This is a genomic window from Streptomyces sp. YIM S03343, from assembly GCF_054729195.1.
The window spans coordinates 7,960,289-7,981,819 of the sequence record NZ_JBPUKX010000001.1 but is presented as its reverse complement, the minus strand read 5'-3'; the positions used below and the strand labels follow the sequence as shown (position 1 = coordinate 7,981,819).

Sequence of the window (21,531 nt, the reverse complement as noted above, 5' to 3'; positions counted from 1 at the left end):
CTCGCGAGGCCATCCCCCGCCTGGTCGCGGAGATTCGGCGGCTTCGACGGGATCTCTAAGACGCATGAGCGCGATCGGTGTCTGGCCCGACCAGGCGCGTTGTCCACGGCAGAAGGGATTCGCATCCATGCTCGAAGAACCTGATCGGCCGCTCAGCCAGCTCCGCCCTGGTGAGCGTGTTCGAGCAACGATCACCAGCCACCACCCATGGGGCTTCACTGCGAAGATCCACGGATACGAGCCGGTCGGCGCGTCACTCGACGTCATCCGCCGCGGCAGCGAACCCGGAGTACGCCAACTTGCCCAGAACCCCCCGGCGGCGGGCAGCACCATCGAGCTGGTCGTCGGCGAAGTGCGCTCATGGCACCATGCACCCTGGCTTTGGGTCGACCTCACCAGCGCTCCTCGGTGAGGGGCCATCAAGACCGAGGCGCCGCCTTCCCGTTCGGCGAGGAACTTGTCGAGCAGATCGAAGAGCACCTTGAGGACGCGCTGTTCCTGCTCCGTTGAGCACGACAGCAGTGCTGAGCTGCCGAAACTGGCGGCGGTGTTCGTATTCGTCGCGTCGGCGTCCGCGCCCGAACAACAGGGCCGACCGACAAGGGTGCGCGGCCGCTCAGCAGCCGCACACTTCTCTGCGCTCTTCTCCTCGGTGGTGACGACGCGTCGGCTAGCAGAGTCGGCAGGGACGGACTGCCGCGGCGAGGGCGGCCAGGTCTTCCTGCTGCTGCACGGTCACGGGCGGTTGTGCCACAGGCTGCGAGACCGCGGGCTGCGGCGCCGTCTCCGGCGGCGCGGGCACGGCACCGGACAGTTCCTGGCGCGGGACCCGGATGGTGGCGATCGCGATGAGCAGGCCGATCAGCCCGATCCCCGCGGCAACCGCGAACGCACGGGAAAAGCCGACCGTCAGGGCGTGGTCGTAGATGGACGCAGGCGGGGGCGTGCCCGGCTTCGGCAACGGCCGGCCCGCCTGTGCGGCGGCCGTCGCCGCGTGCGCGACCTGGGTCCGGACGCTGTTGGCGACGGTCGTCCAGGCGACTGTGCCGAGAAGGGCGAGCCCGATTGCGCCGCCGACCTGCTGAGCGGCGTTGAGCAGGCTGGAGGCGACACCGGAGTCCTGCTCGGCCACGTCGTGCAGGGCGACCAGGGCCAGCGGGACGAACACCAGGCCGAGGCCGAGCGAGCTGACGAGCATCGGGCCGAGCAGTTGGCCGGTGTAGCCGGCGTGCTCGGTCAGCAGGGAGAACCAGAACATCCCGCCCGCGACCGCGGCGGTACCGGCCACGATCAGCGGCCGTGAGCCGAACCGCGGCACCAGCTGCGAGGCCAGCGCGGAGGCGACCACGACCCCGATGGCGAACGCCAGGTACGCGATACCCGTCCGGATCGCGCTGTAACCGAGGACGTTCTGGATGAACAGGGTGAGGAAGAAGAACAAGCCGAAGAGCCCGGTGGCGACGCACAGCATGATCAGGTAGGCACCCGACCTGTTGCGGTCGGCGAGTACCCGCATCGGCAGCAGCGGGTGCGAGCTGCGCCTCTCCACCAGCACGAACGACACGAGAAGCAGCACGGACGCGACCAGCGACGCCAGCACCTGCGCGTCACCCCAATGCGATACCCCGTCGGGACCCGTGGCGGCCTTGGACAGGCCGTAGACCAGCAGCGCGATGCCGCCGGTGCCGGTGATCGCGCCGGCCACGTCGATGCGGCCCGGCCGACGGGGCGATTCGGATAGTACGCGCGGCGCCAGAGCCGCCACCAGGATCCCGATCGGGACATTGACGAACAGCACCCACCGCCACGACGCGTAGGTCGTCAGGATGCCGCCCAGCAGCAGGCCCACCGCGCTGCCGGCGCCGGCCATCGCCGCGTAGACGCCGAACGCCCTGTTGCGTTCCCCGCCTTCGGGGAAGTTGGTGGTGATCAGCGCCAGCGCGGTCGGTGCGATCACCGCGCCGCCGACTCCCTGGACCGCCCTCGCGGTGAGCAGCCAGGGCTGGCTGGTGGCGAACCCGCCGAACAGCGACGCCGCGGAGAACAGGAGCAGCCCGAAGACGAACACGCGCCGTCGGCCGAGGATGTCGCCGGCGCGGCCGCCGAGCAGGAGCAGGCCGCCGAAGGTGACCGCGTAGGCGTTCACCACCCACTCCAGGCTGCTGCCGGAAAAGCCGAGCGCGTGCTGGATGTGCGGGAGGGCAACGTTCACGATGGTCGCGTCGAGCACGACCATGAGCTGGGCGGTGGCGATGACCAGCAGCGCCAGGCCGAGGCGGTGGCCCCCTGCACCGGGCAGGGCGGAAGGTGAGGCCGCACGCCTGATCTGGGGACGTGCCGACCGGGTGGTGGGCGGGTCGGAGGCGCTGCCCGCGCCGGAGGCTGGCGAGGTCACGGTATCTCCCCTGGCTCTCGGAGCACGTCCCTGGCGGCCGTGCGTGCTTTCGCCTACGGGCCCAGCCTCGCCGCCGGTCGGGTGAGCTGCCGTCACCCGATCCCAGTGATTGCGAGGACGCGTCAGCGTGGCGTGGGCTGATCCGGGCTTCGCGCGCAGTCGTCAGTGGCGCGCTAGCCTGGTCCCGACGGGAAAGGTGCCGGGGCTGGGTGACCGGCGCCAGGGTGTCGGGCGTGGATAGCAAGGCGGGCCTTCAACGGTGCCTCCAGCAGCTCCCCGGCTGATCGACCGGGATGATCTCGTCGCTGCGCTGGATCGCGCAGCGGCGGGCAAGGTGACGGTGATCTCGGCTCCGGCCGGCAGCGGGAAGACATCGCTGCTGCGCGCCTGGGCCAACCGGCGGGGTGAGCCACGTCGGCTTGCCATCGTGCAGGTGCCGCGCAGCCAGCAGGACGCCCAGCAGTTCTGGCTGGCCCTGCTCGGCGCGGTCCGTCACGCCACCGGCGCGGACGGTGACACAGCACTGCCGGCAGCGACACCCGACTTCAACGCGTCTGCGATGGTCGACCGAATGCTGTCGGATCTCGCCGACGCCCCGGGTGGCGTCACGCTCGTCATCGACGATCTCCATGAGTTGGTCGCGCCAGAGGCCCCTGCTCAGCTCACCCGGCTGCTGACCAGCCTTCCCCCGCGGGCGCACGCGATACTGACCATGCGCCATGATGTCCGGCTGCGGCTGCACCGGCTGCGCCTGACGGGCGAGCTCTCCGAGATCCGCGCGGCGGACCTGCGTTTCTCCGAGCGCGAGACCCGCGAACTGCTCGACGCCTCGGGCATCGCGCTCTCCGACTCCGGAGCGGCGCTGCTGTACCAACGGACCGAAGGATGGGCCGCGGGCCTGCGGCTGGCGGCGATCTCCCTGGCCGGCCATCCCGACCCCGAGCGGTTCGTCGCGGAGTTCTCCGGCAGCGACCGCACGGTGGCCGAGTACCTGATCGCCGAGATGCTCGAACGCCGACCGCCCGACGTCCAGGATCTGCTGCTGCGCACCTCCCTGCTGGACCGGGTCAACGGCGAGCTGGCCGACCTGCTGACCGGCCGCGCGGGCTCGGAACAGATGCTGCTGAGTCTCGAGGACGCGAACGCGTTCGTCGAGTCGCTCGACCCCGAGCGCACCTGGTTCCGCTACCACCACCTGTTCGCGGATCTTCTGCGGCTGGAGTTGCGCCGGACGCTGCCCCAAGAGGTACCCGTGCTTCACCGGCGTGCCGCCGGATGGTTCACCTTGCGGGGCCAGGTGGCCGAGGCCGTCCGGCACACCCAGGCGGCCGGCGACTGGGCTGACGCGGCCCGGCTGCTGGCCGACCACGCTTTCAGCCTGACGCTCGACGGGCAGGCGCAGACCATGCAGGCGCTGGTGCGGGCCTTTCCGCCGGGCGAGGACCGCCCCGAGCTGGCCCTGGTGCGCGCGACGGGTGACCTGGTCCAGGGGCGCCTGGACGAGGCGGCCGCGCATCTGGCGGTCGCCGAGTCGTACGCCGCGACGACGACGCCGGAGCGCCGACGCCGCCTCGGGGTGGCGATCGCGTCGCTGCAGCTGTCGCTGGCCAGACGCCGAGGTCACCTGGCCGGAGTCGTCGAGCACGTCCGGTTCCTCGACTCCCCGTATCCGGGCAGTCCGACCAGGACATCGCCCTGGACAGCGACCTGCGCGCGGTGGCGCTGATGAATCTGGGGACGGCCGAGGCGTGGTCGCTGGGGCTGCCGGACGCCGTACGCCACCTCGAGGAGGGCGCCGTACTGGCCCGGGAGATCGGCCGGCCGTACCTGGAGGTCGGCTGCCTCGCGCAGGTCGCCTTCGCGTACATCTTCCTTGGTGCCGCCATGCCGGAGATCGATTCGTTCGCCACCACCCAGCGCCGGTGCCGCGAGGCGATAGAACTCGCCGAACGGTACGGCTGGGGCACGGAACCGGTGATCGTACCCGCGCTGATGACGCTCGCCGGCACGATGGTGTTCCTTGGTGAGTTCGACCATGGCGAGCGATGGTTGCGGCGCACCGAACGGGCTCTGCGAACAGACACCGGGCCGGACATCAGGCTGCTGCTGCACCAGACGGCCGGGATCCTGCACGCCGCTCGCGGCCGCCACCACGAGGCACTCAAGGAGTTCGGCGCGGCCGAACATCTGGCATCGCGCCTGCAGGGATCGCAGGCGCTGGCGAGCCAGATGACCGGCTGGCAGCTCGCCACGCAAGCCCGCCTCGGGCTGACCGGCGAAGCCCGCGCCCGCCTCGCGGCGCTCGACGACGAGCGCGCCGGCTCCGGTGAGATCCGTAACGCCCGCGCGGTGATCTGCCTCGCGGAAGGCGATCCGACCGGGGCCCTGGACGCGTTGCACGAGGTTCTCAATGACACGGCGCCAGTCCTCGGTTACGTCACGGTCGTCGAGGCGCACCTGCTCGCCGGGCTCGCCCATCGTGAGCTCGGTGACCAGCGCGCGGCGAACCAGGCGGCGGAACGCGCGCTGGCCCTGGCGGAGTCCGACCGGCTGGTCCTGCCATTCGCCATGACGGGCTCCCGAGAGTTGCTGGAGGAACTGCCCCGGCACCAGACAGCGCATGGCGCGCTGCTCGCCGACATCCTGGATGTCCTGCACGGCTCATCCCCGGCGGCCACCGAGCAGTCCGCGTTGCCGCCGGCTGAGGAGCTCAGCCCGGGCGAGCTCAGGGTACTGCGATATCTGCCGACGAACCTGTCCCGGCCTGAGATCGCCGGCGAACTGTCCGTCTCGCTGAACACCGTCAGCACGCACCTGCGCAGCATCTACGCCAAGCTCCAGGTCCGTGACCGGTCCTCGGCCGTGCAGCGCGCCCGGGAACTCCGACTGCTGGCCCCTCGCCATACGCGCTAGCCAGCCCCGGTGCAGGTCACCGGATCCCGGTGATGCGGGGTCACCTTCCCGCCCGTGACCATGACGTCATGGACTCGGCACCCGTCCCGTACCTGATCCGGATCAAGGGACACCTCGGCGCCACCGTGCTGTCGGCGTTCCCAGCCCTGGCGCCGCAGCAGCACGGCGGACACACCGTGCTCACCGGCCTGCTGGACCGATCGGCGCTGTACGGCGTGCTGGCCGAGATCGAGGCGCTCGGCCTGGACCTCCTCGAGATCCGAAAGCTCACCCAGAACGCACCTCATCAGAACCAGGTCACCGCGGCTCACGCTGACGGCCCTCCCGACGCAGCGCCCGGGACCGGCGCCAGCTGACCCAGGCGTGATCGGCCCGGCGCACTGCCTGCGGAAGACCGGTTCCGCGGAGCTGGCTGGCCCCTGCCCACGGCGCGGGTGCCGCGCCCCGACGTGCCAGCCGACCGTGTCCGGCAGCACCGCCGTCTCCAGTCGTCGACCCGAAATGACGTGTCGAGCGCTGCGGTCCGGGCGGTGGTGACGCTGCGTCAGCCGAGCGCACGGTCGAGGTTGAAGGCGGCGCTGATCAGCGAGAGGTGGGTGAACGCCTGGGGGAAGTTGCCGAGCCGTTCGCCGGTTGGGCCGATCTCCTCGGCGAAGAGACCGAGGTGGTTGGCGTAGGTGAGCATCTTCTCGAAGGCGAGCCGGGCCTCCTCCAGTCGGCCCGCACGGGTCAGTGCCTCCACATACCAGAAGGAGCAGATCGAGAAGGTGCCCTCCGAGCCGTGCAGGCCGTCCGGAGTGGTGGTCGGGTCGTAGCGGTAGACCAGCGAGTCGGAGACCAGGTCCGCGGTGAGCGCGTCCAGGGTGGAGAGCCACCTGGGGTCGGTGGGCGAGACGAACTTGGCCATCGGCATCATCAGCAGCGAGGAGTCCAGCTCACTGCCGTTCAGTGACTGGACGAACGCCTCCCGCTCGGTCGACCAGCCGCGGGTCATGACCTGCCGGTAGATCGCGTCGCGGGACTGCCGCCAGCGGGGCAGATCTGCGGGGAGGCCGCGCCGGTTCGCCATCCGCATCGCCCGTTCCAGCGCCACCCAGCACATCAGCCGCGAGTACACGAAGTCCCTGCGGCCCGCGCGGGTCTCCCAGATTCCCTCGTCAGGCTGGCCCCAGTGCTCGCAGAGCCAGTCCGCCACCGCGCCGACCTCCTCCCAGTCGGCGCTGCTGATCGGCTGCCCCCACTTGTCGGACAGGTAGACGGAGTCGATCATGGCGCCGTAGATGTCCAGCTGGAGCTGACCGGTGGCGGCGTTGCCAACCCGGACCGGTGCGGAGCCCAGGTGGCCCTCCAGATGGGGCAGTTCGAACTCGGGCAGCTCACTGCGCCCGTCGATGCCGTACATCATCTGCAACGGGCCGGTCGCAGCGCCGCCTCTCATGCGTTCGCAGAGGAACCCGATGAACGCCTCAGCCTCCGAAGTGAACCCAAGGCGCAGCAGGGCGTATACGCAGAAGGCGGCGTCGCGGACCCACACGTACCGGTAGTCCCAGTTGCGTTCGCCGCCGACCTGCTCGGGCAGGCTCGTGGTCGGCGCGGCCACGATCGCGCCGGTCGGCACGTAGGTGAGCAGCTTCAGCACCAGCGTCGAGCGGTGCACCATCTCCCGCCACCGCCCGTGGTAGCGCGACCCGGCCAGCCAGTGGCGCCAGAACCGCACGGTCGCCTCGGCCTGCTCCTGCGCCTCGGCGCGCGGGCACGAACGGGCCGGGACGTCGTCGCCGATCTGGTCGAGGGCGAAGACGTGGGACTCGCCCTCGAGGAGCTTTAAGTGCGACCACGCGTCCACCCCGTCGCTCTCCAGCCGTGCGGTGGCGGTCAGCGCGAGGGTCAGCGACGGAGAGCGGAACACCGCGACCGGGCCTTCCAGGTGCGCGGTGTGCTCTTCGGCGCCGTAGCCGAAGCGCGGGGCCGATGCGCGCCCGGAACGGGAGGGCTCCCCGGACGCAGACCACCCGCCGGATCAGCCGGTGCCGGGCCGCCTCGGGCGACTTGGATGAGAACGACGGGGACGACTCGTCGGCCACGGGCATGAAGTCCTGGATCTCCGCCACCCCGTCGGCGGAGAAGAACCGCGTGATCAGCACGTTCGTGTCGGGGAAGTAGAACTGCCGGGTGCGGGTCGGGACATCGGCGGCCAACTCGAACGCCCCGCCCCGGTCGGCGTCGAGGATGGCCCCGAACACACTGGGCGAATCGAAGCGCGGACAGCAGTACCAGTCGATGGTGCCGTTCGTGCCGACCAGGGCGGCGGTACGAAGATCGCCGATCAGACCGTGCTCGGAGATCGGTATGTAGCGGGAGTCGTCTGCCGGCTCGAAACCAGTCGTGTCGAACGCCATGTCGGCCTCCCCCGCCGCTGCGGCGCTGGCCCGGAAATGAAGCCTTGCTTCTCAATGCTAGATCGCCACTCAAGGACAGCCACCGGCCCTTCAACCACGGAGCTGGCCGTCGGCCGAACAGGCGGCCCAAGGCCACCACCCAGGACGCCCGTAGACCAAGGACGGCAGTGCCCGGTGGCGACCATGGTGCGGGCCCTGGAGGGCGGCGCGGCCGATGTGCGGGTCATGCCGGGTCGGGTGCTGTCCCTGGGGTATCGTCGGGCCGACCGGACGGCCGCATAGCCGGTGAGCAGGGCGCCGCCGGGGCGACCCCGACCGCGCCGGCGAGATCCTGGTCCGCCTGGTCAAGCGGCCCCGCTCTGCCCTCCCACTTCGTCATCGGCGCCGGAGCCGTCCAGATGGCCCAGGACTACTCCCGCCGCCAGCTCTCCGAGGCTGCCGCTTGGGAACCGGTGGGCCGCTGCGCCGACTTCGGTCAGGACTAGCCGATCGACTTCCCCGACTACCCCTGGGAAACCGCCGAGCGGTGATAGGCCAGGTCACCAGCAAGACCGCACTCGTCACCGGCCGCCGCCGCAAGAGGTACCTTCGCGAACCTCTGGACAGTGACCTTCGACGAGAACGCCAAGTGCGCCATGGTTCCGCATGTGCAGCCACCAGGTCGTCCCGATCGACGAGCCGCCACCGGCCAGGTCTCCCTTTCAGCTCATAGCGGGGCGTTCGCGCTCGCTTGCCGGTGGTCGGCGGCACCATCCACTCGGTCTCAGCCGCTTGGGTGGCATGTCAACGACGACGAATCACCAGGTTCCGGTGATGAGCGCTCACCTGCCTCGGCGCGAGTCTGACACCGCGGCCTCCTCCGAGCTGGACCGCCGGGGACGAACGGAGCAGACGATGAGTGATCGAGTGGCGTTGGTGGCCGGAACGGGCGGTGTCCTCGGCCGGGCGGTCGCGCTGAGGCTGGCCGACGCCTGGTTCACCGTGGTGGAGGTCGACCACAACGCGGACGGGTCTCGAGGAACTGCCGGAGGGCATCCCCAGGGTGCCCGGCGACGTCGTCGACCCCGCCGTCCCGAAGGCACTCGCCTGGGCCTCGGCGCGGGCAGTTCCCGCTCGCGAGGTCATCAACCGGTACTTCGACGAGGTGCCGAGGCTGACGGACCAGGTGGGCGTCGCGGAGGCGGAGCAGCTCACCGCGGCGGCTGCCAAGGAAGAAGGGTCACTGAGATGACGGGTCGTCTGGCAGGAAAGGTCTGCGTCGTCACCGGCACGGGCGGCAGCATGGGACGCGCCACCGCGCTGGTCTTCGCCCGGGAGGGCGCGCTCGTCGTCGGTTGCGACGTGGCGGTCGAACGGGCGCAGGAGACGGCCGAGCTGGTCCGGGCGGCGGGCGGCTCGATGGTGTCGCTGCAGCCGTGCCCTCTGTCCGATCCCGCCGAGTGCGCACGGCTCGTCGATTTCGCGGTGGGTGAGTACGGCCGGATCGACGTGCTGTTCAACCTCGCCGCCCGCAGCCGCTTCGCCTGGATCGAGGAGGTCACCGACGAGGACTGGGACAGCACCCGCCGGAACGAGGTCGACCTGGTCTTCTACCTCACCCGCGCGGCCTGGCCGCTCTTGAAGGCCAGTCGCGGCGTGGTGGTGAACATGGCCTCCCTGAACGGCTCCCTCAGCTTCAAACTACTGCCGTCGCTGTCCCACACGACGAACAAGGCCGCGGTCATCGGCATGACTCGTCAACTAGCCCTGGAGGGAAGCCAGCACGGAATCCGCGTCAACTCGATCTCGCCGGGCCTGATCGAGAGCAACGCCACCCGAGGAGACCTGGCCGACGGCGAGTGGGCCCGCCAGATGACCAGCCGCACACTCCTCGGCCGGTTCGGCCGCCCCGAGGAGGTGGCCGACGTCGCGCTGTTCCTCGCGTCCGACGAGAGCTCCTACATCACCGGCATCGACCTGGTCGTCGACGGCGGCATGAAGGTCTGGTGACCGGTGCCGTACCGAAGTCCCCGCAGCCATGAAGGATCAACCACAGGAGACCATGATGACCATCAAAGCCCCGACGCCGGGCCGGTATGACATCGACGTCCCGCGCTCGCAGATCACCTTCACCACCAAGCACATGTTCGGGCTCGGCACGGTCCGCGGCAGCTTCCAGCTACGCGGCGGCACCGTCGCCCTCGCCGAACCGCTGACCGCGACCCGCGTGGACGCCGTCGCGGACGCGGCCAGTTTCGACACCGGCAACGAGAAGCGGGACCGCCAGGTGCTGTCCAAGACGCTGCTGGACACCGCCACCTACCCGGACATCGCCTTCACCTCGACCGCTGCCGAACAGGACGCGACCGGCGCCTGGACGCTTCAGGGACACCTGACCGCGCACGGCGTCCGCGCACCGGTCACCTTCACGGTCGCGAAGGCCGAAGTCGACGGGGAGGAGATCGCGGTGGAGGCCACCGCGACCGTCGACCGCTACGCCCACGGCGTCACCAAACTCAAGGGCATGGCCGCGCGACGCCTGCGGCTGACCGCGAGCATCCGGGCCCGTCGCGTCGACGGCGGCCGCGCGTAACGGGACCGCCGCGGAAGGACTGAACCTCATGAGCACCCTCAAGATCGCCGTCATCCTCGGCTCCACCCGTCCCGGCCGCAACGGCAAGCAGGTGGCCGACTGGGTCGTCGACCGTGCGGGGGCGCGCACCGGCGCCGAGTACGAGCTGATCGACCTCGCCGACTGGCCGCTGCCCTTCATGGACGAGCCGCTGCCGCCGTCCATGGGCCAGTACCAGGGCGAGCACACCAAGGCGTGGGCTGCCAAGGTCGCCGCGTTCGACGGCTACGTCTTCGTCACCCCCGAATACAACCACTCGATCCCCGCCGTGCTGAAGAACGCCATCGACTTCGCCTACGCGGAGTGGAACAACAAAGCCGCCGCCTTCGTCTCCTACGGCACCGTCGGCGGCGTCCGCGCGGCCGAGCACCTGCGCACCATTGCCAGCGAGGTCCAGCTCGCCCACGTCCGCCAGCAGCTGTGCTTCTCGCTGTTCACCGACTTCGAGGAGTTCTCCCTGTTCAAGCCCGCCGCACACCACGACGCCGGGGCCACCAAACTGTTCGAGGAGATCGAGGCCTGGTCCACGGCCATGAAGACCTTGCGTGGCTGAGCAGACCCGCCACCGGCGCACCACGGGTCAGACCCCGCAGACACTCCGGCTGGAGCGGCCATGTCCGAACACAGGCCTCCCATCGCCTCCGCCGGGTCGTTCGCCCTCGGCCCGTGGCACGTGCGCCGCATCGGATAGCCCCCGGCCGTGCGAATCACCTCAATCCGGCGATGCTTCCTCACCTTCCTGGTGGTAACGCTCGCAGTAGCCCACCTCCCAGATAGGAGTCCGACATGACAGAGGCGCTCGACTGGAACGCGAAGACCATCGCGGAGTTCCGAGCGAACGAGGGCAGGGTCGGCGGGGTCTTCGAGGGCGCTCCGCTGGTCCTGGCGCATCACCGCGGCCGCAAGAGCGGGCGGGAGTACGTCACCCCGATGATGTACCTCCCGCACGAGACCGAGTCGGACATCATCTACGTCTTCGCAACCAAGGGCGGAGCGCCCACCAACCCGGACTGGTACCGCAACTTGATCGCCGTCGGTGTCGGTAGCGTCGAACGCGGAACTGAGACATACCAGGTGACCGTCCGCGAATTGACCGGCGCCGAACGCGACCGCATCTACGCCGAGCAAGCGCGGCGCTACCCAGGCTTTGCCGGTTACGCACACCAAACTGCTGGAGTCCGCACCATTCCTGTGCTCGAACTTCGACGAGCGTAGCCCACACCCCTAACCCCGCCCGTTCACCGAGGCCAAGGCCCCAACGAGTCGAAGGAGAGAGAACATGCCAAAGGCGGTCAGGTACGACGAGTTCGGCGGGATCGACGTCCTTCGGGTCGACGAAGTGGAACGCCCGACGCCCGGGGACGTACAGGTCCTCGTCCGTGTGAAGGCGGCCGGCATCAACATCAGTGAGGCGGTCATCCGCACGGGGGCGTTGGCGCAGATGTTCCCGTCGACGTTCCCGTCCGGGCAGGGCAGCGACCTCGCCGGGGTCATCGAGGAGGTCGGCGCCGGGGTCGCCGGATTCTCGCCCGGCGACGAGGTGATCGGGTTCAGCAACAAGCGGGCCTCCCACGCCGAGCTGGTCCTGGTCGAGGCCGGTGACCTCACGCGCAAGCCGGAGAAGATCTCCTGGGAGGTGGCAGGCGGGCTGTATGTCGTCGGCGTAACCGCGTGGGGTGCGGTACACGCCGTCGACCCCAAGGAGGGCGAGACCGTCGTCATCTCCGGTGCCGCCGGCGGGGTCGGCTCGCTCGCCGTCCAGCTCGCGCGCCGGACCGGGGCCACGGTCATTGGTCTGGCGAGCGAAAGCAACCACGAGTGGCTGAAGAGCCGCGGCGTAATCCCGGTCGCGTACGGTGACGGCGTCGCGGAGCGGATCAGGGCCGCCGCGCCCAGCGGCGTGGACGCGTTCATCGACACCTACGGCGACGGGTACGTCGAGCTGGCCCTCGGCCTCGGCGTCACGACCGAGCGGATCGACACCATCGCCGACTTCGCGGCCGCCGAGAGGTACGGGGTGAAGACTGACGGGGGGACAGCGGCCGGTGCGGGCGCGAAGGTGCTCGCCGTGCTTGCCGACCTGACCGCCGAGGGACACCTCGAGGTGCCGATCGCGAACATCTACCCCCTGTCGCAAGTCCGCGAGGCCTACAGCGAGCTCGAACGCCGCCATACCCACGGCAAGATCGTCCTCAAGCCCTAGGTGTGCTGACCGGACAGGAGGCGACGTTCCGCGAAGTACCAGTTGCCGTCGCGCTTGACGAACTGGTCGAGGTAACGGATGGCAGCGATCATGATCGTGCGCTGCGGGGGCTCGTCGCGGGAGATGTGGTGGGCGAGGCAGTAGCCTTCGCCGGTGGCCCGGTCGCCGTCGAGGGCGATGGTGCTCTGGCCGTTGAAATGGGTGGTGGCCTGGTAGGAGTTCAGGTTGTCGAACACCGGGGCAAGGGAGTCGCGGCCATGGAGTTCCTGTGTGGGCTCGGCCGCGGTGGCGTCCATGAAGACGAGGAAGCGGGTGTCTTCGGTGAACAGCGCGATCTGGCCCTTCGCGTCGCGGCGGTCGGCGCAGTGCGCGTAGGCGTCGACCAGCTCTCGGATGGCCAGGCGATCAGCGGCTTCCTGCGGTGAGATCTGCGGGTGGGCGGACATAGCGGCTCCGTTCGAAGTTCGAAATGACGGCGAGCGCGGCGGCGGGCACGACGCCACAGCTGCCCCGCCGCACCAGCAACATCACTATTCCCGGCCACGTAACCCCACTCACCGCCAGGCGGTCATGTACCGTCACATGTCGTTCGCCGGGAACCGGCCCGTTGCCTGTCCTGCACGTACTTCGACCGGCTCTCTCGGGCGCCTTCAGGAAGCCGAGAGCCTGGGGGACGGCAGCCTCGGTGGGGTCACTGCCCTTACGGGCGATGGCCCTGGGGCCATCCCTGGGCGTCGAAGACGGCGATGGGGTCCAGGTAGTCGCGCCAGTGTGTCACCTTGCGGTCCTGAATGGTCACGACGGAGACGAAGCGGTTGTCGTAGGGCCGCCCCGTCAGGACGGACGTACCGTGGACTTCGTACTCCAGGACGACCACCGAGGTCTCACGGTCCCGGTGCACGCGGATGTTGTCCGCACCGTCCAGCTGCATGTAGTCGCCGTAGTCGCGGTACAGGTCAATGATCCCTTCGCGTCCCTCGATCCGCCGGGGGTACCCGGGCACGGTGATCACGTACTCGAAGACCACGTCCTCGGTCAGCAGGTCGTAGAAGTCCTCACCGTCGACCAGGCCGTCCAGCCCTTCCTTGATGATGCGGAAGAAGGGGCTGTTCGCCCCGACCAGTGGCGTGTCGTCGCTGACGGTCTTGCTCACTTCGCCTCCGGGGTCCACGTGTGGGCGTCGCGCTCGGCGAACGCGCGGAAGGGGGTGGCCTGCTGGCCGGTGACCTTCTCGATGTCGCCGGTGGGCGTGGAGCCGTTGCCGGTGACGATGGCGTCGGTGAGCCAGCGCATCATCGCCGCGTAGTCGGCGGGGACGCCCGCGGCGACCGCGCCGTTGATCCACGTCTCCTGGTCGATGTCGCGGTAGGCGACGGGGCGGCCGCTCACAGCGGCAAGGACGTCCGCGACGTCACCGAAGGTGAGGGCCTGCGGGCCGGTGAGCGAATAGGTGGCGCCGGCGTGGGTTTCGGGGTCCAGCAGTGTTTCGGCCGCGACCGCTGCGATGTCGGCCGCGTCGACGAAGGCTTCCGTGTTGCTGGCGCTCGGGACGGTGATCACTCCGTCGATGACCGGGATGTGGCCGTCGGCGAAGTTCTGCATCACCCACGCAGGGCGCAGGACCGAGTACGTGATGGTGCTGCGGGAAGCCAGATCGGCCTCGACGGCCGCGATGTCGATCTGGGGCGGGGCCTGGTCGGCGTTGTAGACGCTGAGGTAGGTGACGTGCAGCACGCCGGCCGCCTCGGCGAGGTCCAGGAACGCGCCGACCTGGTCTGCGTAGCTCACGCGCATCGTGGGTGTGACCAGGTAGAGGCGGTCGGCGCCGGCCAGGGCCGCCGCGTGGGTGGCCGGGTCGTCCCAGTCGAACCGGACGTCCGCTCCGCTTCGCGCCGCGGTACGGGTGGCGCTTCCCCGCCGGACGAGCGCGTCGGCCAGCAGCGAACCGGTCCGGCCGGTGCCGCCCAGGATGAGCGTGGTGGAGGCTTCATTGTTCATGACTCCATGCTTGCGGCCCTGGGCGAGACAAACCATGCGTGATTCGCTCGTCTTTTTACGCGATGCTCTCGTGTCTTGACCCTGGCTGCTCGTGCTGGTCAAGCTGGTCCCGTGGACTTGCTGACCGACCACCTGGTGCGGGCGCGCGCCGTCGGCGCGGTGTTCGCACGGACGGTCGCCGAACCACCGTGGGGACTGCGGCTGGGCGGTTCGATACAGCTGTCGGTGCACACAGTGGTCCGCGGCCGGGGCTATCTCTGGCTGGACACCCCCGGCAGCACTGTGGAGCTGATACCGGGAACCGTCACGCTGGTGCGCGGCGGACCGGACCACTACATCGGGCACGAGCCGGGCACCGCATGCCTGGAGCCGGAGGAGTTCCGGGCACGCCACGCCCAGATGGCCCCCGGGGACAACCCTCAGGCCACCGTGTTCCTGTGCGGCGCCTACCAGTTCTCCGGAGATGTCGGCGCCGGGCTGCTCAACGCCCTGCCCCAGGTGATGACCCTCTCGGCAGCCGACGACGACCCGCTGCGGGACGTGATCACGTTGCTGTCCCGGGAGCTGGTCCGCAGCGAACTCGCCCAGCAGATCGTCCTGGACCGCCTCCTGGACTTGCTGCTCGTCCTGGCTATCCGCAGCGACTTCCGCCGCAGCGCGACCGCACCGCGCTGGTACCGGGCATCCGCGGACCCTCGGCTGGGCGCCGCGCTGCAAGCCATGCACGAGAACGCGGCCCACCCGTGGACAGTCCCTGAACTCGCCGCGATCAGCGGCCTGTCCCGCGCCGCATTCGCGCGGGCGTTCCGGGACGCACTCGGCCAAGCCCCCGTGCAGTATCTGACCGAATGGCGCATGACCCTCGCCCGCGACCACCTGCGCGCCGACGACCTCAGCCTGGCCCAGATCGCCGACACCATCGGCTACGGCTCGCCCTTCGCATTCGCCGCAGCCTTCCGCCGACACCACGGAGAACCACCCGGAACCTGGCGACAGAGGGAACGAACAACACACACGACTGCTGACCACCCATCCCGGCTCGTGAACGGCGATCGGCCGCGCACGCCGCCCAGCAGGACCGCGGCCTCCGACCGCAGCAGCACGATGACACAGCCGCCCCCGCGGGCTCCCCGTGCCGGACCGGCAAGGGCAAGGTGGCGATCCAGTACCACACCGCCCGCTTCCGACTCGTGCCCCAGCTCGCCAAGACGCTCAGCGTGCCGACCCCCGCCGTACGCAAGCCGGGCGCGGTGTGGACGGAGCTGCCCCGGCCGGCCAGCGCCGGCGTCGAACCGGTCGGGCACGTCCGCATCGGCTAACGCCCGCGCGTCGACCGCCCGCCAGTCCCTCGACTCCCAGCTCGACTCCCTCACGGCGGTGGGGGCAACCCGGGTCTTCTCGGAGAAGATCTCCACCCGCGCCACCCGCCGCCCCGAACTGGGGGCCGCCGTGAAGCTCGCCAGGGAGATTCGCTCCTCCGGCGTCGCCGTGACCCTCGTCGTCCACGAGCACAACCGGCTCGGCCGCGGCATCGAGCTCGCCATACTAGGAACTGAAGGCGAGCGACGTCGGCCTGGAGTTCCTGACCGGGGAGCTGAAGGGCTCGCACGACCCCTCCGGAATCGTGTTCACCGCGCCCGCGGCCATGTCCGGGATGGAGCGCGAGTACATCCGCGACCGCACCCTCGAAGGGCATGAGTCCGCCTGCAAGCGAGGCAAGACCATCGGCGGGGCGGGCGTGACCGACGAGGACATGCTGTCTATGGCCCTGCACCTACGTGACCAGCAGATGAGCCTGCGCGACATCGCCAAGCGGCTCGTCATCACCACCGGCGCGAAGAAGGGCCAGCACCCCTCGCCCGCTACCGTCATGCGGATGCTCCGCGAACACGACGGGCAGGCCGCCACGGCGGTGAGCACGTGATCCCCCGGCTACTTTGCGGCTGGTGTCTGGGCTAGCCACGGTGCGGCACCTGGAGACCTCCTGAGCCCTCGTCTCGGCCACCAGCCGGTGCTGGCCACCTCCGGCACCGTATCGTCGTCGGCGATGTCCAGGCCCGGTTACTCCCCCAGCAGCCGGTTGTCGCGTGCAGGGCGGGCAGGCTCGGCATTCCGGGGACCGGTGGATACGCCGGGCGCTCGTCGTCCGGCGCGCGCCGCATGACGTTCCATCCGGCTCCGGTCGGCCACCTGCCGTTGCTTGCGAGCGCCGACTGAGTGGGGCGGTGCTTCGGTGGATCCTGCGGGACCGGGGCTACTCCGAACGGATCTCCGTGATGATCGTGTAGAGCTCGATGATGACGCCGTCGCTGGTGCGGGCGATGTCCATGCCGCTGACCACCGGTAGCGGGCCGTCGGAGGGGCCCCACTGGAAGCCGAGGTGGCCGATGTCGTCGAGTTCCGACGCGGTGCCGGCGGGCCGAAAGACCCAGTCCGGGTTTTCGGCGAGCAACTCCGTGGCGCGGCGCACGAAGTCCGTGCGCCCGTGGTTGACGCGGTCCGGTTCGTGCCACACCACGTCTTCGGCGTAGTTCTCGGCGATGACCGCGGCCCTGCGGTCCGGGTCGGGTTCGTTGAACACCTCGAGCAGGTTGACTCGCATCAGCTCGGCGGGGGATCCGGTCATGGTGAGTCCCGTCGTGTGGATCGGTCGGTCGCTGTGCGCAGGTCTGCGGCTCCACGCGGCCGGGTGGGTCAGGGCGCGCCGACCGGAGCCGTTCGCAGCGGGGCGAGCGCCGTGGTCCAGGCGATGACCTGGTCGAGCATCGCGTCCAGCGAAGGCAGGTGGTGGCCGCCGGGCTTGAAGACGCTGAAGTTCTCGAAGTCGGTGTGCAGCGAGAGCGTGACCTGTTGGCGTACGTCGGCCATCTGGAGTTCCGCGGCGACCAGGCGCAGCTGCTCGGCGGAGCGTACGCCGCCCGCGACGCCGTAGGAGACCAGGCCGAGGACCTTGTTGTTCCACTCGGCGTAGAGGTGGTCCAGGGCGTTCTTCAGGACGCCGGGGATACCGTGGTTGTACTCGGGGGTGACGATGACGAATCCGTCGTACGCGGCGATCGTCGCGGCCCAGCGCCGGGTGGGTTCGTGCTGGTACTGGCCGAGGGACGGTGGCATCGGTTCGTCGAGGTGGGGGAGGGGGTGCTCGCGCAGGTCGAGCAGCTCGAAGCTCGCGTCGGTCCGACGCGAGGCGTGTTCCAGGACCCAGCGGGCCACCTGGTCGCCGACGCGGTTGGGCCGGGTGCTGCCGAGGATGATGCCGATGGTGGGCATGGTGGGCCTGCCTCTTCGTGGTTGCTTGTGGTGCCCGGAGCCGGTTCGGTCAGCCCGGGACGGTGGCCGAAGCGGTGACGGCGGCGGCGAAGTCGGGCTGCACGCCGAGCTGGGCGAGCATGACGCTGAGGCCGACGTAGCAGTTGAACTCCTTGATCCTGCCGTTCTCGACGTACCAGAAGTCGGCCGTGGGGATGTAGAGCGTGGCGCCGGTGGGGCGGATGGTGCCAGCGGGTGTCTCGAAGGGGCCGGTGAAGGTGCCCCGGATCGTCAGCTCGACGGCGACGACATCACCCGTGACGTGGAACCGGTGCAGTTCGCGGTGCACGTCGGGGGCGAGCGCCCCCATGAAGGCGACGAGGTCGCCGAGGTGCTCACCGCGGTAGCTCTCGCCGGCGACGATGTTGTTGAAGACGCCGTCCTCGGCGAACAGGTCCATGAAGCCCTGCACATCCAGGACGCTGCCCTCGGCTGCTCGGTACGCCGCTCGAACCACGGCTTCCGCGTCGGTGCTCATGGTGCCCTCCCGTACGAGAGAATCCATTCAAACCTTTGATTGAAATTGTAGGGCGCGACTCGGCCGTCCTGTCAAGCAGGCGACCGAATCCAGTCGCAAGTAGGGTCGGCGCGGCGCATTCGCGCACGTCAGGTGCTTATCGGGCCCCTCGGAAGGCGCCGGCGACCACCGGGATGAGCATGCGCTCGATGCGGTCAGCAGGCTCTGTGGCCAACTCGGCCCCGACGGGTGCCAGCGCGAGCCAGTTCAGCATCCCGGCCGCGCAGCGGATCCGGAAGTCGAGCTCGTGCCTGTCGATGTCGGGAAGGTTCACCGCCAGCACCCGCACCGCCTGCCGTCGGGCCAGCTCGAACTTCCCGGCCAGCCGCTCCCACCCCTCGGGCGGCTCGATCCCCACCCGCGCCACGATCCGTATCACCGCCAGATCCCGCCCACCGGCCGCGAGCGCACTCACCATCGGCCGCGCGAACGCCTCGGCCAGCTCGCTCAGCGTCGCGGCGCCGCCCAGGGCATCGAGTTCCCGGATCTGAGCGTCCAGGTACCGCTCCAACGCGTGCTCGATCGTCACCTCGCACAGAGCCTTCAGTGATCCGAAGTGGTAACTCACCGCGGCGACGTTGGCTCCGGCGTTCTGGGTGATCTCGCGGAGGGTCACGCCCTCCTGTCCGCGTTGTGCGAGTAGCTCAAGGGCGGCCGCCAGCAGATCGTCGCGCGTTCGCCGCCCGGCCTCACGGCGAAGGTCCGTCTTCTCTGGGCTCACAAGAGAACTCAAACGACTGTTTGACTTCAATGTCAAGCAGTCGGCAGCGACGGCAGTGCCGCGGGCATCAGCCGGACCCGTCCACGATGGGTGGCCATCGACCTGGTTCTCCTACTCGCGCCGGGCCTTGCGCTGAGCCGGGACCGTCGGGACGCTGGGCGCCGTCGAGCGGCTGGCAGTGGGCAAGGAGCTGGCGGTGCACCGCGGGGACGGCGGTCACACACAGGGTGTGGCCCCTGGCCGCGCCGTACGGTCACTCCCTGGTCGAGCGCGGCGCGCTCGACGGGTTCCAGCCAACCGCCGTGATGCCGATCATGTCGCCGCTCCCTCCGCCGGTCCGGCCGGCGCGGACAGGCCGGGCCTCCACCAGCTCCTTCTGCGCTGGTCTCGCCAGCTGCGCAGCCGGTTGTCCACCGAGATCGTGTACGGATGGCCGGGGCCGAACGTAGCCCGGTAGCCGGCGAGAGCACGCTCCAGCACACCGATGGTTCCAGGCGCTCCAGCCGAAACCCGGCCGCGGCGAAGGTGGCTGGGACGGGCGGGTCGGCAGGGCCAGACTGAACGGGGATCACTGCGTCTTCTCCTGAACGATGTGGGAGGCCGCGTACTGGGCCAGGTTGATCTCGAAATCGGCGAGCCACTGTCCGTCGACGAAGGCTTTGATGATCCGCTGTACCTCGAACAGCTGCTCCTGTCCGCGGGCGCGGCGCAGGAACTGCAGATCCACCGCCTTGTTGATGTGGCCGTCGATCTGGTCGACCAGGCGTGCCTCGTTACTGCCGGCCGGGAGGAACGTGCGGATCATCTCGACGATCTCGTCCCGGGTGATCATGAGGCGGGTGCCGTCGGCGCCGGCGTCGAACTCCGCGAGCCGCTTGCGCAGCAGCACGATCAGCAGGCTGACGGGGTAGGACAGTGAACGGCGCGGAATGAACCGCGGCGGCGCCATGCGCGGGTCCCGGACAGCGTCCTCGTCGTCGGGCATCGACTGCAGGAAGGCGTAGCCCTCCATTTCGTCGACCACCACGCGCAGCCCCATGACCTCGAGGTAGTCCTTCACCCGAGCACTCAGGTACCCCAGCGCGTCCCAAGCCCGCTCGTGGTGGTCACGGAAGACCGGACCCTTGAGCAGCTGGTTGACCGGCAGGGAGAGGGTGTACAGCTGGGGGGCGGGAGTGGAAGGCGTCGTCATCGCCCCTCCTCCTTCTGGTCAATGGCCCAGGCGATGCCGGGGTTGATGCGGGCGAAGGTAACGACGGGCACGGTGGCGACCTGCTGGACGTCGTCCTCGCCGATCCACGTGATCTCTTCTTGGCGGTGGTCGTCGAAGACCGTGGCGAACCCGTCGTCGGGCAGCGCGAAGTAGGCGACCAGCTCGGCGAGCCCCTGCTCCAGGGGATGCTCACGCAGCGTCTCGGCCAAGGACACCTGCGTGCGGGCGCCGAGGGCGTCGTGGACCGCGGCCGTGAGCCGGGCGGGATCGACGTAGACCGTCTCGAACAGCGCGTCGGCGGCGAACTCCTCGTCCCCCGCTTCGATGCCGGTGCTGTCGATCGGTGTCTTGACCAGTGGCGTATACAGCGGCCGTTCCATCGGCAGCGCGATGGCCGGGGCCGCTGCGCCGATCTCGGCGACCAGATCCACGGCCGGCACGTCTCGCAGCGCCAGTGCGTGGGTCTCGATCGCGCGTACCAGCTCCAGGACACGGCGGTCTTCCGAGCGCACCTGGTCATCGAGGAATCGGCGTAGCTGGTCCGGGCTTCCTCAAGAGCAAACAGAGCGCGGTCAACACACTCGGCAACTACACCGTCTCAGCCTGGGTCAAGATCAACTCAGCACTCGGCACCACCGCCGTCTGCCAGGGCACCACCCAACACCAAGCCTTCTACCTCTCCTACGACAGACCCAGCGGCGCCTGGATGTTCCAGACCAGCACCACCAACGACGAGAATTCCGACTTCCCCACCGCGGAAGGAGACGCCAACACCGGCCCGATCGGCACCTGGACCCACTTGGTCGCCACTTTCCGGGCACCGGTCGCCGGGGACTCCAGCACCGGCAGCATGGCCCTCTACCAGAACGGCACACTGGTGGGGACCGCCACCAACCTCAGCCCCCAGTACGACTCCTCCATGCCCCTGACCATCGGCGGCTGCGTCAACAGCGCCTCCGCCACAACCCCCTATCTGGCCTTCCCCGGCTCCGTCGCCGACGTCCACGTCTACCCGCGCACACTGTCGGCAACCGAGGTCAGCGCACTGCACTGACCGCGCAATGCACCTCCGGCCCCGCCGCTCCCGTGCGAGAGCGGCGGGCCCTCCCCAGGTCTCGGACGCGCCAGGCACACCAGAGCCACAGTCGCAGGCCCCACGCCTCGTGAGCCGGAAGCTTCATCAGCACCACCGTCAAAACCGTCTACCAGCTCTCCCTCCGCCCCGACCTCCGGCCTGCTCCGACTCACGACC

Annotated in this window: 22 protein-coding genes and 2 pseudogenes; 13 read left to right on the top strand and 11 right to left on the bottom strand. The window is 69.6% G+C overall.

Annotated elements, in window-relative coordinates:
- Window positions 1-64 precede the first annotated feature (64 nt).
- A complete protein-coding gene (locus tag ACSYGN_RS35310) occupies window positions 65-412 on the top strand; it encodes a hypothetical protein (protein WP_460402984.1) in 348 nt (115 codons plus the stop codon).
- Between the two features lie 258 nt (window positions 413-670).
- Here the strand turns inward: ACSYGN_RS35310 and ACSYGN_RS35305 are convergent, their stop codons facing one another.
- Window positions 671-2,395, bottom strand: a complete 1,725-nt coding sequence (locus ACSYGN_RS35305; RefSeq protein ID WP_460402982.1) for an MFS transporter — start codon at window positions 2,393-2,395, stop codon at window positions 671-673.
- A 259-nt stretch (window positions 2,396-2,654) separates the two neighbouring features.
- Between ACSYGN_RS35305 and ACSYGN_RS35300 the strand changes: the two genes are divergently transcribed.
- The 3 genes from ACSYGN_RS35300 to ACSYGN_RS35290 all read left to right on the top strand — a co-directional run bounded on the left by ACSYGN_RS35300 (window position 2,655) and on the right by ACSYGN_RS35290 (window position 5,664).
- On the top strand, window positions 2,655-4,121 hold the full coding sequence (locus ACSYGN_RS35300) for an AAA family ATPase (RefSeq protein ID WP_460402980.1): 1,467 nt from the start codon (window positions 2,655-2,657) through the stop codon (window positions 4,119-4,121).
- Window positions 4,121-5,308: a helix-turn-helix transcriptional regulator gene (locus tag ACSYGN_RS35295; RefSeq protein WP_460402978.1), complete on the top strand. Its 1,188-nt coding sequence runs from the start codon at window positions 4,121-4,123 to the stop codon at window positions 5,306-5,308. Before ACSYGN_RS35300 ends, ACSYGN_RS35295 begins: the two co-directional genes overlap by 1 nt.
- Before the next feature lie 68 nt (window positions 5,309-5,376).
- On the top strand, window positions 5,377-5,664 hold the full coding sequence (locus ACSYGN_RS35290) for a hypothetical protein (RefSeq protein ID WP_460402976.1): 288 nt from the start codon (window positions 5,377-5,379) through the stop codon (window positions 5,662-5,664).
- A gap of 188 nt (window positions 5,665-5,852) precedes the next feature.
- Here ACSYGN_RS35290 and ACSYGN_RS35285 read toward each other — a convergent pair.
- Window positions 5,853-7,707 (bottom strand): annotated as a pseudogene (locus tag ACSYGN_RS35285) (glycoside hydrolase family 15 protein).
- Between the two features lie 1,042 nt (window positions 7,708-8,749).
- On the opposite strand from ACSYGN_RS35285, the gene ACSYGN_RS35280 reads away from it, so the two are divergent.
- From ACSYGN_RS35280 to ACSYGN_RS35255, 6 genes are all read left to right on the top strand, one after another.
- On the top strand, window positions 8,750-8,938 hold the full coding sequence (locus ACSYGN_RS35280) for a hypothetical protein (protein WP_460402974.1): 189 nt from the start codon (window positions 8,750-8,752) through the stop codon (window positions 8,936-8,938).
- Window positions 8,935-9,696: an SDR family NAD(P)-dependent oxidoreductase gene (locus ACSYGN_RS35275; protein ID WP_460402972.1), complete on the top strand. Its 762-nt coding sequence runs from the start codon at window positions 8,935-8,937 to the stop codon at window positions 9,694-9,696. Before ACSYGN_RS35280 ends, ACSYGN_RS35275 begins: the two co-directional genes overlap by 4 nt.
- A gap of 55 nt (window positions 9,697-9,751) precedes the next feature.
- Window positions 9,752-10,279: a YceI family protein gene (locus ACSYGN_RS35270; protein ID WP_460402970.1), complete on the top strand. Its 528-nt coding sequence runs from the start codon at window positions 9,752-9,754 to the stop codon at window positions 10,277-10,279.
- A 28-nt stretch (window positions 10,280-10,307) separates the two neighbouring features.
- Window positions 10,308-10,871, top strand: a complete 564-nt coding sequence (locus ACSYGN_RS35265; RefSeq protein WP_460402968.1) for an NADPH-dependent FMN reductase — start codon at window positions 10,308-10,310, stop codon at window positions 10,869-10,871.
- A gap of 233 nt (window positions 10,872-11,104) precedes the next feature.
- Window positions 11,105-11,533, top strand: a complete 429-nt coding sequence (locus tag ACSYGN_RS35260; protein WP_460402966.1) for a nitroreductase family deazaflavin-dependent oxidoreductase — start codon at window positions 11,105-11,107, stop codon at window positions 11,531-11,533.
- A 64-nt stretch (window positions 11,534-11,597) separates the two neighbouring features.
- Window positions 11,598-12,521 (top strand): NADP-dependent oxidoreductase, encoded by a 924-nt coding sequence (locus ACSYGN_RS35255; RefSeq protein ID WP_460402964.1) that lies wholly within the window; start codon window positions 11,598-11,600, stop codon window positions 12,519-12,521.
- On the opposite strand, the gene ACSYGN_RS35250 is transcribed toward ACSYGN_RS35255, so the two are convergent.
- From ACSYGN_RS35250 to ACSYGN_RS35240, 3 genes are all read right to left on the bottom strand, one after another.
- Entirely contained in the window at window positions 12,518-12,967 is a 450-nt protein-coding gene (locus tag ACSYGN_RS35250; RefSeq protein ID WP_460402962.1) for a nuclear transport factor 2 family protein, read from the bottom strand. The genes ACSYGN_RS35255 and ACSYGN_RS35250 overlap by 4 nt on opposite strands.
- Before the next feature lie 254 nt (window positions 12,968-13,221).
- Complete coding sequence (locus ACSYGN_RS35245) at window positions 13,222-13,674, bottom strand: nuclear transport factor 2 family protein (RefSeq protein ID WP_460402960.1); 453 nt, start codon at window positions 13,672-13,674, stop codon at window positions 13,222-13,224.
- Entirely contained in the window at window positions 13,671-14,519 is an 849-nt protein-coding gene (locus ACSYGN_RS35240; RefSeq protein ID WP_460402958.1) for an NmrA family NAD(P)-binding protein, read from the bottom strand. The genes ACSYGN_RS35245 and ACSYGN_RS35240 overlap by 4 nt, the downstream gene beginning before the upstream one ends.
- A gap of 111 nt (window positions 14,520-14,630) precedes the next feature.
- Here ACSYGN_RS35240 and ACSYGN_RS35235 point away from each other — a divergent pair, with 111 nt between their 5' ends.
- Both ACSYGN_RS35235 and ACSYGN_RS35230 read left to right on the top strand, forming a co-directional pair.
- Window positions 14,631-16,217, top strand: a complete 1,587-nt coding sequence (locus ACSYGN_RS35235) for a cupin domain-containing protein (protein ID WP_460402956.1) — start codon at window positions 14,631-14,633, stop codon at window positions 16,215-16,217.
- On the top strand, window positions 16,174-16,443 hold the full coding sequence (locus ACSYGN_RS35230; protein ID WP_460402954.1) for a hypothetical protein: 270 nt from the start codon (window positions 16,174-16,176) through the stop codon (window positions 16,441-16,443). The genes ACSYGN_RS35235 and ACSYGN_RS35230 overlap by 44 nt, the downstream gene beginning before the upstream one ends.
- A gap of 330 nt (window positions 16,444-16,773) precedes the next feature.
- On the opposite strand, the gene ACSYGN_RS35225 is transcribed toward ACSYGN_RS35230, so the two are convergent.
- The 6 genes and pseudogenes from ACSYGN_RS35225 to ACSYGN_RS35200 form a co-directional block, all read right to left on the bottom strand.
- On the bottom strand, window positions 16,774-17,145 hold the full coding sequence (locus ACSYGN_RS35225) for a nuclear transport factor 2 family protein (RefSeq protein ID WP_460402952.1): 372 nt from the start codon (window positions 17,143-17,145) through the stop codon (window positions 16,774-16,776).
- A gap of 68 nt (window positions 17,146-17,213) precedes the next feature.
- Entirely contained in the window at window positions 17,214-17,789 is a 576-nt protein-coding gene (locus tag ACSYGN_RS35220; RefSeq protein ID WP_460402950.1) for an NADPH-dependent FMN reductase, read from the bottom strand.
- 49 nt (window positions 17,790-17,838) lie between these two features.
- Window positions 17,839-18,306 (bottom strand): ester cyclase, encoded by a 468-nt coding sequence (locus ACSYGN_RS35215; RefSeq protein WP_460402948.1) that lies wholly within the window; start codon window positions 18,304-18,306, stop codon window positions 17,839-17,841.
- 136 nt (window positions 18,307-18,442) lie between these two features.
- Window positions 18,443-19,066 carry a TetR family transcriptional regulator gene (locus ACSYGN_RS35210; RefSeq protein ID WP_460402946.1) on the bottom strand — a complete coding sequence of 208 codons (624 nt, stop codon included), beginning with the start codon at window positions 19,064-19,066 and terminating at the stop codon, window positions 18,443-18,445.
- Between the two features lie 568 nt (window positions 19,067-19,634).
- Entirely contained in the window at window positions 19,635-20,258 is a 624-nt protein-coding gene (locus tag ACSYGN_RS35205) for a DUF4194 domain-containing protein (RefSeq protein WP_460402944.1), read from the bottom strand.
- A pseudogene (locus tag ACSYGN_RS35200) lies at window positions 20,255-20,806 on the bottom strand (DUF3375 family protein); the annotation flags it as partial. The pseudogene ACSYGN_RS35200 and the gene ACSYGN_RS35205, both read right to left, overlap by 4 nt.
- Between ACSYGN_RS35200 and ACSYGN_RS35195 the strand changes: the two are divergent.
- Window positions 20,734-21,333, top strand: coding sequence for a LamG domain-containing protein (locus ACSYGN_RS35195; RefSeq protein ID WP_460402942.1), 600 nt, complete (start codon window positions 20,734-20,736; stop codon window positions 21,331-21,333). The pseudogene ACSYGN_RS35200 and the gene ACSYGN_RS35195 overlap by 73 nt on opposite strands.
- The last annotated feature ends 198 nt before the right edge of the window (window positions 21,334-21,531 follow it).